This window comes from Polaromonas sp. P1_A2 (assembly GCF_056406895.1).
The window spans coordinates 70,899-84,867 of the sequence record NZ_JBFTZI010000009.1; the positions used below are offsets into that span (position 1 = coordinate 70,899).

Annotated in this window: 13 protein-coding genes; 9 read left to right on the forward strand and 4 right to left on the reverse strand. The window is 66.9% G+C overall.

From position 1 onward, the window contains the following. Position 1: 1 nt before the first annotated feature. A complete protein-coding gene (locus AC1D09_RS23490) occupies positions 2 to 820 on the reverse strand; it encodes a phosphate/phosphite/phosphonate ABC transporter substrate-binding protein (protein WP_477663471.1) in 819 nt (272 codons plus the stop codon). Between the two features lie 382 nt (positions 821 to 1,202). On the opposite strand from AC1D09_RS23490, the gene AC1D09_RS23495 reads away from it, so the two are divergent. From AC1D09_RS23495 to AC1D09_RS23525, 7 genes are all read left to right on the forward strand, one after another. Beyond that, positions 1,203 to 1,589, forward strand: a complete 387-nt coding sequence (locus tag AC1D09_RS23495; RefSeq protein ID WP_477663472.1) for a hypothetical protein — start codon at positions 1,203 to 1,205, stop codon at positions 1,587 to 1,589. A gap of 51 nt (positions 1,590 to 1,640) precedes the next feature. Beyond that, positions 1,641 to 2,834 carry a phospholipase A gene (locus AC1D09_RS23500; protein WP_477663473.1) on the forward strand — a complete coding sequence of 398 codons (1,194 nt, stop codon included), beginning with the start codon at positions 1,641 to 1,643 and terminating at the stop codon, positions 2,832 to 2,834. 99 nt (positions 2,835 to 2,933) lie between these two features. After that, the gene (locus tag AC1D09_RS23505) at positions 2,934 to 4,250 is read left to right on the forward strand and encodes a cation:proton antiporter (RefSeq protein WP_477663474.1); all 1,317 of its coding nucleotides are present in this window, start codon (positions 2,934 to 2,936) and stop codon (positions 4,248 to 4,250) included. 129 nt (positions 4,251 to 4,379) lie between these two features. Beyond that, positions 4,380 to 5,585, forward strand: a complete 1,206-nt coding sequence (locus AC1D09_RS23510) for an imelysin family protein (protein WP_477663475.1) — start codon at positions 4,380 to 4,382, stop codon at positions 5,583 to 5,585. Then, a complete protein-coding gene (locus AC1D09_RS23515) occupies positions 5,586 to 7,052 on the forward strand; it encodes a di-heme oxidoreductase family protein (RefSeq protein WP_477663476.1) in 1,467 nt (488 codons plus the stop codon). A gap of 5 nt (positions 7,053 to 7,057) precedes the next feature. Then, positions 7,058 to 8,137, forward strand: coding sequence for an imelysin family protein (locus AC1D09_RS23520; RefSeq protein ID WP_477663477.1), 1,080 nt, complete (start codon positions 7,058 to 7,060; stop codon positions 8,135 to 8,137). A gap of 10 nt (positions 8,138 to 8,147) precedes the next feature. Then, positions 8,148 to 9,278 (forward strand): DUF1513 domain-containing protein, encoded by a 1,131-nt coding sequence (locus AC1D09_RS23525; protein ID WP_477663478.1) that lies wholly within the window; start codon positions 8,148 to 8,150, stop codon positions 9,276 to 9,278. Between the two features lie 23 nt (positions 9,279 to 9,301). Here AC1D09_RS23525 and AC1D09_RS23530 read toward each other — a convergent pair whose 3' ends face one another. Together AC1D09_RS23530 and AC1D09_RS23535 are read right to left on the reverse strand one after the other, a co-directional pair. Continuing rightward, positions 9,302 to 10,120, reverse strand: coding sequence for a hypothetical protein (locus tag AC1D09_RS23530; protein ID WP_477663479.1), 819 nt, complete (start codon positions 10,118 to 10,120; stop codon positions 9,302 to 9,304). 198 nt (positions 10,121 to 10,318) lie between these two features. After that, positions 10,319 to 10,603, reverse strand: coding sequence for a DUF4148 domain-containing protein (locus tag AC1D09_RS23535; RefSeq protein WP_477701254.1), 285 nt, complete (start codon positions 10,601 to 10,603; stop codon positions 10,319 to 10,321). 208 nt (positions 10,604 to 10,811) lie between these two features. Between AC1D09_RS23535 and AC1D09_RS23540 the strand changes: the two genes are divergently transcribed. Both AC1D09_RS23540 and AC1D09_RS23545 read left to right on the forward strand, forming a co-directional pair. Next, the gene (locus AC1D09_RS23540) at positions 10,812 to 11,738 is read left to right on the forward strand and encodes a LysR family transcriptional regulator (protein ID WP_477664127.1); all 927 of its coding nucleotides are present in this window, start codon (positions 10,812 to 10,814) and stop codon (positions 11,736 to 11,738) included. A gap of 307 nt (positions 11,739 to 12,045) precedes the next feature. Then, positions 12,046 to 12,363, forward strand: a complete 318-nt coding sequence (locus tag AC1D09_RS23545) for a DUF4148 domain-containing protein (RefSeq protein WP_477664128.1) — start codon at positions 12,046 to 12,048, stop codon at positions 12,361 to 12,363. Positions 12,364 to 12,489: 126 nt separating this feature from the next. Here AC1D09_RS23545 and xylB read toward each other — a convergent pair whose 3' ends face one another. Beyond that, the gene (xylB, locus tag AC1D09_RS23550; RefSeq protein WP_477664129.1) at positions 12,490 to 13,968 is read right to left on the reverse strand and encodes a xylulokinase; all 1,479 of its coding nucleotides are present in this window, start codon (positions 13,966 to 13,968) and stop codon (positions 12,490 to 12,492) included. Position 13,969 lies beyond the last annotated feature (1 nt).

Consider the following 13,969-nt stretch of genomic DNA (forward strand, 5'->3'; position numbering starts at 1 on the left):
TTCAAAGCCCCAGCCACTTGCCGATGCCCACCAGGGCAGTTTCGTCAAACTCAACAAAGCCCGGCACATTCAGCGCCTCCAGCCGTTTCTTGCCGTCGGGGGACTGGTCCAGGCCGGCGAAGTAAGCGGTGAGCTGGGCGCGCTGCGCGTCGGGGATTTTGCCACTGGCGATCAGGTGCTTGATGGGCACGGGCTTGCTGGTGCCCAGCACCTTGCCGCCCTTGTCCTGCCAGTCCTTGACCACCGAGCGCGATGCCGTGACGCCTGCGGCCACCATGCCGTGTTCAACCATGAAGGGCACGGCCTCCTGCAGCTTCACATAGTTGGTTTCCAGCGGCTGCGGTCCCACGGCGTCACGCAGGGTGGCGCGCATGATCACCGAGGTGATGGAGTCTTCGTCGGGTGCGCCGATTTTCTGGCCCTTCAGGTCGGCCAGCGTCTTGAGCGGTGAATCGCTTTTCACCATGAAGGTAGCGCGGTACTCGGTAAAACCTTTGGTCAGCGCGACCAGGCGGTAACCGCTTTTGCTCATGGCCCGGATGGAATGGTGGGCCGGATGTACATAGGCGATGTCGTAGCGCTGCTCGGCCAGGCCCGCCGCGAGCTCTTTGTAATCTGTTACGGGTTGTATCTTGACCGGACGCTTGAGCAGCTTGCCCAGGTCGTCGGAAAGGTCGCGAAAGCGCTCAACGGTGGCACCCGGGTTGACACGGTAAGTCACACCCTCATTCACGGCGAACACCAGCGGGGCGCCCTGGGCCCAGGCTTGGCCGGCCAGCAAAGCCAGCATCAGCACACTCACATATTGACGGATTTTCATGGTGGACACCTCTTTGGATAAATGGAAACAAATGTAGTATTGCAGTTACAAATGGTTTCAACTCACGGGTTAACCTGTGTTGCGCGTCATAGAAGATGTATTCGTGAGATAGTTCGCAGGCCCCAGGGCAGGTGCGTTGCTTAAACCCCGCAACTTGCCGCCCGGGTTTTCCCTCCCACCGCTGCGCCGCGGCCCCGGCCGCCCGGCCTGGGCCTGTGCAGCGTTTTCCTGTAGCCCCGTTCTGAGCGCCCGAGCCGGCGCTCACCTGTCCATGATTTCGAACACTTTTCGGTTTGCTCTTTTCTTGATAGCGTCTTGCGCAATATTTACCGGGGTTAGCGCCCAAACCAAGACTGACACCGGATGCCCCGCGGCGGCGGACATGAAGGCCGCGCAGCTGTACGGCCTGTGGGCCGTGCGCTTTACCAATCCGCCCGCCGGCCTGCCGGCCCGCGCCACCATGCTGCTGGAGCGCCACGCGGAATTCGCCGAAAGCCTGGCCGGCATCGTGAGCCGCGACCTGGGCGCGGCCGCCGGCACCAAGGCCATTGCCGGCCATGCCGCCAAGGCCGCGCTGGCCGGCGACCTCGAGGGCGGCATGCTGCTGCTTGACGAGTCCTCCGACAACATCAGCATCACCGGCACCTGGAACGGCGAAATGGTCGAGGGCTCCTGCGGCAAGGCCTTCAAGGGCAGCTGGAAAGACACCAGCAGCAGCGCGCCCGACAACGCGCCCGAAGTGCCCTTCACGCTGACCCGGCTGCCTTGAGCCCGGCTCGCCCGAGAATCCTCTAGAACACCACCGGACCCACAGCCACCCATGCGACTGAACCCCTCCGCATTCGCCGCGCCCCTGCTCTGGGCCGGCCTCCTGGCGCTCGCGAGCACCAGCAGCGCGCAAGCGCAAACACCCTCCGCCGCGCGGTCACCCCTGGGCTGGCAGGCCTGCCAGGCTCTCAAAGCCGACCCTGCCGCGCAACTGGCCTGCTTCCAGCAGTGGGCCGACGCGCAGACACCGGCCAACATGCCCGCGCCCAGCCTCACCACGGCACCGGCCAATCCGGCGACCGGCCAGCCGGCCACGCCGGTGCTGCTGCTGCCTTCGCTGAACACCGAGGCGCCCGACGGCAAACCCATAGGCTGCAAGAACACCAAGTACTCCGAACTCTCGCGCTTCTGGGAGCTGCAGCGCGGCACCGACTGCGATACCTTCGCACTGCGCGGCTACCGGCCGATCACGCTGGCGGTGTCGACCTCCGACAGCGTGAACATGCAGCCCTCGTCGCCTTCGCTGGGCCATACCGCGCTGACCGCGCAACCCTATATGCGGACCGAGAACAAGATCCAGCTCTCGGTGCGCACCAAGATCGCCAAGGGCTTGTTCAAGAACGGCCCCGAGGACGACGACGACCACGACTCGCTGTGGTTCGGCTACACACAGCAAAGCTACTGGCAGCTGTTCAACGGCAGCATTTCGCGGCCTTTCCGTACCACCGACCATGAGCCCGAGGTTCTCTACATCTACCCGCACCAGATTCCGCTGGCCGGCGGCTGGACCTACCGGCTCTCGGGCCTGGGGCTGGTGCACCAGTCCAACGGCCAGTCGCTGCCGCTGTCGCGCAGCTGGAACCGCGTCTACCTGATGGGCGCGGCCGAAAAGACGCTGGGCCAGGACTCGGGCCTGACCCTGCAGGGGCGCATCTGGGACCGGCTCAAAGAGTCATCCGGCAACGACGACAACCCCGGCATCGAGAACTACATAGGCCGCGCCGAAGTCACCGGCAGCTGGCAGGTCAACAAGGCCAACACCCTGGGCATCACGCTGCGGCATTCGCTGCGCAAGGAAGCCCGGGGCTCGGCGCGCCTTGACTGGATGATGGCGCCCGCCTCCTCGCCCAACTACACCGGCCTGCGCTACCACGTGCAGCTGTTCAGCGGCTACGGCGACAGCCTGGTCGACTACAACCGCAAGCGCACGGTGCTGAGCGTGGGCCTGAGCTTGGTCGACTGGTAGCCGCGGCGCTCTTTTTCGGCGCCCTTCGGCATTTTTGCCAGCACGCGGACGGCGTGCCGGCTGATACATAAAAGCACGGGCCGGCCCCAAGCTGGGCCCATGACCGAGCCCACCACCTTCACCCTGGCCTGTATCGTGGCCGGCGCGCTGCTGATCGCGATGACGCTGGGCGGCTCCTTCATCGCGCGCCTGCCGCTGAGCGCCGCCATGCTTTACCTCGGCGTGGGCGTGGCCGTCAGCCCGGTGGGGCTGGGGCTGCTCAAGCTCGACGCGATGAAGAACACCGTGCTGCTGGAGCGCCTCACGGAAGTGGCCGTGCTGGTCTCGCTGTTCACCTGCGGCATGAAGCTCGAGTTCCGCTTCAAGGACCGCCGCTGGCGCGTGCCGGTGCAGCTGGCGACGGTCTCCATGCTGCTCACGGTGGCGGCCATCGCCGCGCTGGGCGTCTATGCCCTGGGCCTGCCGCTGGGCGCGGCCGTGTTGCTGGGCGCCATCCTCGCGCCCACGGACCCGGTGCTGGCTTCCGACGTGCAAGTGGCCAACCCCGGCGACCGCGACCGCCTGCGCTTCGGCCTGACGGGCGAAGGCGGGCTCAACGACGGCACGGCCTTTCCCTTCGTCATGCTCGGACTGGGCCTGCTGGGCCTGCACGAGCTCGGCGAAGGCGGCTGGCGCTGGTGGGCCGTCGACGTGCTGTGGGCGGTGGCCGGCGGCCTGGCGCTGGGCTGGCTGCTTGGCACGCTGGTGGGCCGCCTCATTCTTTACCTGCGCATGCGGCACCGCGAGGCGCTGGGCTCGGACGAGTTCATCGCGCTGGGACTGATAGCGCTGACCTACGGCCTGGCGCTGCTGAGCCACACCTACGGATTCCTCGCGGTGTTCGCGGCCGGGCTGGCGCTGCGCCGCATCGACGAGCCCCATGTGCGCCCGCAGGTGCAGGCGCCCGATCCCAGCGAGGCCCTGAGCCCCGCGGAACAGGAGGCCTCGGGCGCCGAGGCGCCGGCCCACATGATGCGGGCGGTGGAGCGCTTTAACAGCCAGCTGGAAAGCTTTGCCGAAGTCGCCATCGTGCTGGCTGTCGGCGTGCTGGTGGCGACGACGCGCTTTCGTGCCGAGGTGTTGTGGTTCATCCCGCTGCTGTTCCTGGTGGTACGGCCCGTGGCCGTTTATGTCGGCTTGCTGGGCACACCGGTCAAGGGCTCGCAGCGCCGGCTCATGGGCTGGTTCGGCATACGCGGCATAGGCTCGCTGTACTACCTGCTCTACGCCATCAACCACGACATCGAGCGTGCGCTGGCCCATCAGCTGCTGTCCATCACGCTGGCCGTCATCGTGGCCTCGGTGGTCGCGCACGGCGTTTCGGTCACGCCGCTGATGAAGCGCTACGAAGCGCGCAAGGCAAGCCGGCGACGCTGAGAGCCGCCCACACGCTTGACTGCCTCGAGCCGTGAAAGAAAGACCCGGCATTCCGTGTGTCGATGATATTGATAACTATTCTCATTTGTATAATCCTGGCTTTGCCCTTCACAAATCCCAGGAGCCGCCATGACACCCGTGCTGAAACCCGTTGTTCTTGCCACCCTGCTCGCCCTGCTGGCGGCGCCCGCCATGGCCCAGCCCGCAGCCGCCGCGAACGGCACCACGGCAGCGGCGCCGGCCGCGCAGGCGGCGACGGCTCCCGCCGTGGCCAAGCACTATGCCCAGCTGGTGCTGGCCAGCTATGAAGACACCCTGGCCGGCGCCCTCACGCTGCAAAAAGCCGTGCAGTCTTTCACCGCCGCGCCTTCCGACGAAGGACTCAAAGCCGCGCGCAAGGCCTGGCTGGACGCGCGCGAGTTTTACGGCCAGACCGAGGCCTTCCGCTTTTACGGCGGCCCGATCGACGACAAAAACGGCCCCGAAGGCCGCATCAATGCCTGGCCCATGGACGAATCCTATGTCGACTACGTCAAGGACGCGCCCAATGCCGGCATCATCAACAACCGCAAGACCGCCATCGGCAAAAAGCAGCTGGCCAGCCTCAACGAGCGCAACGGCGAAGAGAACATCGCCACCGGCTGGCATGCCATCGAGTTTTTGCTGTGGGGCCAGGACCTGAGCACCACCGGCCCCGGCAACCGTTCGTTTGAAGACTTTGTGGACGGCAAAAAGCCCAACGCCGACCGCCGCCGCCAGTACCTGCAGGTGGTGACCGAGCTGCTGGTCGACGACCTGCGCAGCCTCACCAAGGCCTGGGCGCCCACGGCCACCTCCTACCGCGCGAAATTCGAGCGCGGCGGCATGGAGTCGGTGCGCAAGATGTTTGTCGGCCTGGGCTCGCTCTCGCGCGGCGAACTCGCGGGTGAGCGCCTGGAGGTCGCGCTGGCCAGCCAGGACCAGGAAGACGAGCACTCGTGCTTTTCCGACAACACGCACCGCGACGTGGTGGCCAACGCCAAGGGCATACAAAACGTGTGGCTGGGCCAGTACAAACGCGCCGACGGCAGCACGCTCAGCGGCGCTTCGCTGCGCGAGCTGGTGGCCACCAAAAGCCCGGCGCTGGCGGACCGCACCACGCTGCAGATTGCCGCCTCGGTCGCCGCGGCCGAAGGCATACAGGCGCCGTTTGACCGCGAGATCGTCGGCGCCAAGGACGCACCCGGCCGCCTGCGCGTGCAAAAAACCATAGACAGCCTGGTGCAGCAAAGCAAGGACCTGGTCGAGGCGGCCAACGCGGCCGGCATCACCAAGCTGACTTTGGTCAAACCCTAAGTGTTGCGCGGCGCTTTCCCCCACCTGGCCGCGCGCCGCCTGCGCGCGGGTCTCGCCTGGCTGGCCGTGGCGGGCCTTGCGGGCCTGGCCCTCTGGACCCATGCGGGCGTCGCGCAGGACAGCGCCGCGCCCGATGACGAAAAAACCGGCGGCGACACCACCGTGTTCGCCACCGGCCAGAACGCGTTTTCCTTCCCGCTGGCCAACCTGCCCGACGAGGAACGCACGCGTTTTGTCATCGGCAATTCTTTTTTCAGGCGCAACTGGGTGCAGGCGCCGTCCTCGACCACCGCGCGCGACGGCCTGGGCCCGCACTTCATCGCGCGCTCCTGCGGCGGCTGCCATGTGCAGGACGGCCGCGGCGCGCCGCCCGATTTCACGCGCGGCCTGTCCGAGCAGCCGGTCGGCCTCTTGCTGCGCCTCTCGATTCCGGGCAAGGACGCGCACGGCGGCCCCCTGCCCGACCCGGTGTACGGCGACCAGTTTTCCAACTTCGCGGTTCAGGGCGTGATGCCCGAAGGGCAGATCTCGCTGCGCTACGAGACCGTGCGCGGCAAGTTCGCCGACGGCACGCCTTACCAGCTGCAAAAGCCGCGCTACGGTTTCAGCAAACTCAATTACGGCCCCATGGCCAAAGACCTGATGCTGAGCCCGCGCATCGCGCCGCAGATGGCCGGCGTCGGCCTGCTCGAGGCGATCCCCGAGGCGGAGATCCTGCGCAATGCGCACGAGCAGGCGGCCCTGGGCGGCGCCGTGCGCGGCACCGTCAACCAGGTCTGGGACGCGCCCACGCAGCAACTGCGCGTGGGCCGTTTCGGCTGGAAGGCCAACGTCGCCACGCTGGCGCACCAGACCGGCGGCGCTTTCCTGGGCGACATGGGCATTACGTCACCACTGTTCCCCAAGGAAAGCTGCACCAGCGCGCAAAAGGATTGCCTGGCCGCACCGCGCGGCGCGCAGGGCAAGGCGCCCGAGATCGACGAGAAGACTTTCAACGACGTGGTGTTCTACGAAAGCACGCTGGCGCCTGCCGCCCGGCGCAACCCGAAGGACGCCCAGGTCGTGCAAGGCCAGAAGCTGTTTGCCCAGGCGCAATGCGCCGCCTGCCACCGGCCCAGTTATGTGACCGGTGACATTCCTTTCCCGCGCCTGGGCAGCAAGGCCGCGCAGGGCCAGACCATCTGGCCCTACACCGACCTGCTGCTGCACGACATGGGCGAAGGCCTGGCCGACGGCCGGCCCGACTTTCTCGCCAACGGCCGCCAGTGGCGCACGCCGCCGCTGTGGGGCCTGGGCCTGGTGCCCGACGTCAACGGCCACAACCGTCTGCTGCACGATGGCCGCGCGCGCGGCGCGCTGGAGGCCGTGCTCTGGCACGACGGCGAAGCTAAAGCCAGCAAGGACAAGGTCCTGCGGATGAATGCGCAGGAACGCGCCGCGCTGGTCAAATTCCTCGAATCGCTGTGAACGCCATGAAGACCCCGCGCTCCCCATGGAAGGCCCTTGCCGGCATTGCCTTGCTGGCCTGCGGCGCCGCATGCGCGCAAACCGTCGCACCGAATGTCGCCGTGCCTTTTTACACCGCCGGCGATTTCATGCGCGGCGTGTATCGCTTCTGGTATGCGCCGCAAGCCGCCGCCTTTGCCGAACAGGCCGGCGGCCTTCCCACGGCGATTTCCGCGGTCTGCGACGCGGACGCCGGCGCGGCCACGGCGAAACTGGAGCAGGCGCGCGAACGCTGGAAAAGCAGCGCGCTTGCCTGGGACCGTTTAAGCGGCGTGCAAGTGGGCCCGCTGGTGCAGCGGCGCTCAGCACGCCAGATTGACTTCACGCCGACACGGCCCGAGCTCATCAAGCGCGCGATACAAACCGCGCCGCAAGACGCGACCGCCATGGAAAGCATAGGCACGCCGGCCAGGGGCCTGCCCGCGCTCGAGTGGCTGCTGTGGAGCCAGCCCATCGCGCCGGCCACGCCGGCCTGCCGCTATGCGCTGCAGGTGGCGGCCGATATCCAGCGCGAAGCCGACACGTTGGCCAAAGCCTTTGGCGAACTGGCCGAGCGCCCGCCCGGCCAGGCCGAGGAAAGCCAGGGCCCCGCGATGAGCGAACTCATCAACCAGTGGACGGGCGCGCTGGAGCGATTGCGTTGGGCCGAAATGGAAAAGCCCCGCCTTGCCGGCAGCGCGCAAGGCGGCCGCAATGCCGCGGCCTATGCGCGCGGCGCCAGCGGCCAGACCGCCGCGCGCTGGGCCGCGCAATGGCAGGCGCTGCGCACGCTGGGCGCCTCGCAAGCCGCCGAAGCGCCGCGTCCCGGCGCCGGCCTGGCGCCGATTGAAACCTATTTGCGCGGCCTGGGCCGCAACGAGCCGGCCGACCTGCTGGCACAAAGCGTGGGCAAGGCCGACAAGGCGCTGCAGAACGTCTCGCCCGCAAGCAAGGCCGGCATGACGGCCGCCGGCCGCTCACTGGCCGAGCTGAAAAAACTCACCGAGGCCGAGATCGCGCCCGCGCTGGAAGTCAGCATCGGGTTTTCAGACGCCGACGGCGATTGACGGCGTCGACATGAACCATCCCTTCACCCTGCAACGCCGCCAGTGGCTGGCCTATGCCGCCGCGCTGGCCGCACCGGTGGCGATGCCTGCCATGGCCGCCGTGCGCGCGCCGCGATTGGTCGCGGCCTGGGAGGGCAAAAACGGCTACCAGGTCGGCGTGCTCGCGCAGCGCGGCGCGGCGCTGGCCGTGAGCGCCGCACTGGACGTGCCGACACGCGCGCACGGTGTCTGGGCCGAGGCCGGCGGCACGCTGCTGGCGGTGGCGCGCCGGCCCGGCGACTGGCTGCTGCGCTGGAAGCCCGATGCAGCCGGCGGCGGGCGCGCCCTCGCCTGGGGTTGGATAGAGCCCGACCGCGCTTTCAACGGCCATGTGGTTACCAGCCCCGACGGCACACTGCTGTACACCACCGAAACCCACCTTGAAACCGGCCAGGGCCTGATAGGCCTGCGCGATGCCGCCACGCTGGAAAAAACCGGTGAATGGCCCACCCACGGCATGGACCCGCATGAATTGCTGCTCGATGCCGACGGCAGCCTCATGGTGGCCAACGGCGGCATTCCCGCCTTGCCCGAAACCGGGCGGCTGAAGATTCACATGGGTCGCATGGATGCCTCGCTGGTGCGGCTGGACACGCGCAGCGGCGCGCTGCTGGGCCAGTGGCGCCTGGCCGACAAGCGCCTGAGCCTGCGCCACATGGCCTGGGGCCGCGCACCGGCGGCGGGCGGCCCGCGTGTATTGGGCATCGCGCTGCAGGCCGAGCATGACGACACCGCGGCCAAAACCGGCGCGCCCGTACTGGCGCTTTTTGACGGCCGGACGCTGCGGACCTGCGACGCCGGTGCCGGCCATGCGCTGGCCGGCTACGGCGGCGACATCGCCTGGGCGGCGGGCGCTTTTGCCGTAGGCTGCCCGCGCGCCAATGGCGTGGCCGTGTGGCAGGCCGATGGACGCTGGACAGATTTTTTCCCGCTGCAAGAAGCCTGCGCCGTCGCCTCAGCTTCTACGGCGGGCGAAGCAGACACCACACTCTGGGCCGGCGGGCGGCTCGGCGCGCTGATGCGCGATGGCGCGGGCCGCACGGCTTCGCCGGTGCTCAAGAATGTGCGGCTGGACAACCACTGGGCGCCGATGGCGGGCTAGAGTTCGCCCTCATCCGGCGCACTTCACAGCTTCTTCCACAGCTCGCCATCCCTGGAACGGTAAGTGCCACCCGTGGCGCAGCAGCCTCCCGCACCGAAGGCGATGCGCCCGAGGGTGACAGTGACGACACCGTTGTCTACCTGCAGCGACTGCCGCTCGCAATACGTGAAGAATGGATAGAGATCCGGTTCGAGCACCATCTGCCAGCCGTCCCCGGACTCCCTGGACTCCTTGGGTATGGCGCGATAGACCTTGCAGTCATGCACCGCGAGGTGTGTCGGCTTGCCGCCCAACAATCCCTTGAATACGCGCTCTGGCGGTATCGCCGCCATGGGATCGGGCTCGGCAGGAGGCGGAACAGGGACACTGCCGCCGCCTGCCAGCCCCAATCCAATCCCCAGCCCAACAGCCAGAAGGAGCTGACCCCACAGCATGTTCCGCTCAGGCCTCGTCACCGGCGAAAACGCCTGCCACGCCAGCGCGGCCGCAGCCGCGGCCGACAGTGCTGTGGCAACCCAGACCAGCAGTTCCGCGGCTTCGGTGGATGGACTGATCGTCCAGCCAACAGCCAGCACGGTCGCATTGACCAGTAACAGCACGAGGCTAGCCCACGGCCGCACCCGGGAGAACAAGCCTGCAATCAGCAAGAGCACCGTGCACAGCAGCGCCGCGGGCAGTACCACCACGCCTGAAAACAACAGCTCCAACGCCTCCAACAGCCAGCCACCGCTGCTCGCCACTTTGCCAACGATGTACAGGTGAAGCACCATAGCCAGGCCCGGCAGGGCCAACAAATGTGCGGCGACAAAGGCAAAGGCGTAGGGTGTACTGGAGGTTCTCAAGATGCCGGTGATTCTAGAGCCCGGCTGAGATACCGTGGATGCGGTCCAGCCGGACCACGATGCGCGTGACCGCCGGCCGCGCCCTGCTGCAGCGCCGAGTTCGCTGCGTTCGTCAGGCACCAATGCAATCGCCCCGGCAATCCTTTCGGACTACCGGGGCGATTGCGTCAGAACCGGCAAAGGCCGGCTTGTGCAAGCTTACTGGGCGCTGGTCTTCACGAGCTCTGCAGCCGCCTGGGGGGCTGCGCCGGCTTTTTCAGCGCGGGGAGCGGCCAGGTTTTGCTGGGCGGTCACGCCATTGAAGCTGGAAGTGGCGTCGGTCTTCTGGGCCTGCAGCACTTCGCTTTTGACTTCAGCGCGAGTCTTGGTGGCGGGTGCCTGCATCTGGTCCAGCAGGAAGGCGTTCAGGGGCTGGGCGGAAGCAGCGACGGAAGTCAGGGCGGCAACGGCAACAACAGCGGCGGCAACAAAGTTCGATTTCATGATGAATATCCTCTCAAAAGTTAAGTGACGTTCCGGGCATGGCGGGCTCATCTCCCCGTCTGTCCAGCCTCGGTGAGTCGCCTTGTAAGTGGCTTCGGCTCATCGATGTATGAACTGTATTCCTGTTAAATCAAACAAAAAATACCAATTCCAACAATACATTGCTGTTAAATTAGCAACAATAAAGGTGCTATATAAGGGTTAACCCATGGACAGGCTTCAATCAATGCGGGTGTTCCAGCAAGTCGTGGATGACGGCAGTTTTGCCGCTGCGGCGCGCAAATTTGATATTTCGTCCGCCGTCGTGACCCGCCTGGTCGGCGACCTGGAAGACCATCTGGGCGTGCGCCTGCTGCAGCGCACCACGCGCCGCCTGGCGCTGACCGATGCCGGCGAAACCTATTTGGCCCGCGTGCGGCACATCCTGAGCGACATCGACGAAGCCCATGCCGCCGCCCAGGCCCATGCGCAGGAGATGTCCGGCACCATACGCATCATGACGCCGCCGGTGTTCGCCGTGCATGTGCTGGCGCCGCTGGTGGCCGAGTTCGGCCGGCGCTACCCCAAAGTGGTGCTCGACATCCATGTGGACTCGCCGCTGGTGCCGCCAGTCGAGGACTACGACCTCACGCTGCTGGGCGCCGGCGACGCCTTTGACGCCAACATCATCGCGCGGCCCATCGCCTCATCGGACGGTGTGCTCTGCGCCTCGCCCGACTACCTGCGCCGCAACGGCACGCCGGCGCGGCCCGAAGACCTGCCGCAGTACCACAACCTGCGCGTCAAGCAGGCCGCCAATCGCCACCGCATCTGGCGCCTGACCAACCCCGACGAAGGCAAACGCGTCATCGAAGTGCAGATAGAACCCAGCATGCTGGTCAACCACAGCGACACGCTGATACGCGCCTGCGTGGACGGCGCCGGCATCATGAGCCAGTCCATAGACCTGGTGGCCAACCACCTCAACAGCGGCGCGCTGCGGCGCATCCTCGCGCCCTGGATCACCGGCACCAACACCTTGTACGCGGCGCTGCCCAGCCGCAAATTCATTCCGGTGCGCACCAGCGTGTTCCTCGAATTCATGACCGAATACACGCGCAGGGTGATTAAAAGAATGGACACGCGGCAGGAGTGAGTGCCGCGCGTTCAACGCGCGGCATCGACGCCATTTGATTTCGCCATGCGCAACAACGGGCGCATGCGCTTCTTGACGCAAAGCTTTCAAAAAACTTTCGCCCCAAAAGTTCCGTGAATTCGCGCCTTCATTGTTCCGATTTCGGCAATGGAATGTTCTGCAAACACGCACTTGTCTATGGCCCTTGCGGAACAAGCTGGGATGCATCGGTGAGCCACATTCATAACGCGACTCAGCGAGGAAGGCCCCTCGGGCACGCAGCCCGTCCGACCGGATATTTCAAAAACTGTTCTAAAGGAAATTCACCATGAAATCGAATCTCGTCTCCGCCTCCGTTCTTGCCGTCTCCGCACTGGCCTTCTTCGGCTCGGCCAGCAGCTTCGCCGAAGGCCGCGACCCCTTCCCGCAAGACCAGGTGAAGTCGGTCAGCACCAAGACCCGCGCCGAAGTCAAAGCCGAGCTGGCACAAGCCCAGCGCGAAGGCTATTCCGCGAACATCGGCCGGACTTACCAGGACGTCTACACGGCACCCGCCAGCAACAAGACCCGCGCTGAAGTCAAAGCCGAGATCGGCACCACCGTGTCGGCCTCCGCCTTTGACCGCGACTTCCCTGTCGTTCAATAAGCGCATTCCGCGCTGTTGAGCGCCGATGACGGCTGCGACAGCAGCCGCCACCGGTAGCTTTCAGTCCCAACACAAGGCATCCTGCTGCGCATTGGCGCAACGGGATGCCTTGCCGTGCGCACGCCATCAAAGGCCTTGCGCGCCGTATAGCGGTGCGACACCGGCGTACAGCGCGGCAAAACGCGCCCCGCGCTCCTTCCATCGCTCTCGTTCGACGGGCCGGGGCGTGCAGCTGTCCAGCGCCGCGGGCGCCTTCAGCACATCCTGCGCGTGCGCCCTGTCCACACACAGCCAGGCAAGCCTGGCGGCACCCAGTGCAGGCCCCACGGCGGAGTCCTCGCGCCGGACCACCTCCAGCCCCGTGGCGTCGGCCAGCATCTGGGCCCAGTAAGCGCTGCGCGAGCCGCCGCCTATCAGGCTGACCTGCGTTAGCCCGGCCCCGGTGGCCTGCAAGGCGGCGATGCCCTGGGCCAGCCCATGGCACACGCCTTCCAGCGTGGCGTTGACCAGGTCGGCGCGTACGGTGCCCGCATTCAGGCCAAAAAAAACAGCCTCGGCCTGGGGGTTGTTGTGCGGCGTGCGCTCCCCGTTCAAGTAAGGCAGGAACAGCGGCGTGGACGGCCGCAGGCCGCGCGCCTCGGCCTCGGCCAGCAGCCGCCCGACGTCGGGCTCGCCGAGCAGCGAGGCGGTGAAATCCAGGCAGGAAGCCGCCGACAGCATGACCGACATCAGGTGCCAGGTGCGCGGCAAGGCATGGCAAAAGCTGTGCACCGCCTGCCCGGGATTGGAGACGAATTCGCGCGTGGCGACGAAGACCACGCCCGAAGTGCCCAGCGACAGCATCGCGTCGCCCGCTCGGTAAACGCCGGCGCCCAGCGCGCCGGCGGCGTTGTCGCTCGCGCCGGCCGCCACCGGGATGCTGCGCAAGCCCCAGTCCCGCGCGAGGTCCGCGCGCAGCATGCCCGTAGGCTCCGGCCCCTCGTACAGGGCCGGCATGTGCGCACGCGACAAGTTGCAGGCGGCCAGCAGCTCGTCGCTCCAGCCGCGCCCGGCCACGTCCAGCCACAGCGTGCCCGCGGCGTCCGACATGTCGGTGGCGAACTCGCCGGTCATGCGCCAGCGCAGCCAGTCTTTGGGCAACAGCACGCGGCGCACGCGTTCGAACACCGTCGGCTCATGGCGCGCCACCCACAAGAGTTTGGGCGCCGTGAAACCGGGCATCATCATGTTGCCGGTGATCTCACGCGAGCGCGGCACCTGGCGCTCGAGCAGGGCGCATTCCTCGGCGCTGCGGCCGTCGTTCCACAGGATGGCGGGCCGCAGGGTTTGGCCTTGCGCATCGAGCAAGGTCGCACCGTGCATCTGGCCGGTCAGGCCGATGCCCGCCACGTCGCCTGGGCTGCGGCCCGCAGCCGCCAGCCCGGCCAGCGCCTGGCGCACGGCCTCATCGCAGGCACGCCACCAGTCCCGCGGGTCCTGCTCGCGCCACAGGGAGTGCGGCTGCTCGACCGCCAGCGGCGCGCTGCCGCTGGCCAGGACCTGGTGCCCGCGGTCCAGGACCACGGCTTTGACGCCGGAGGTGCCGAGATCGATGCCGAGGAACATG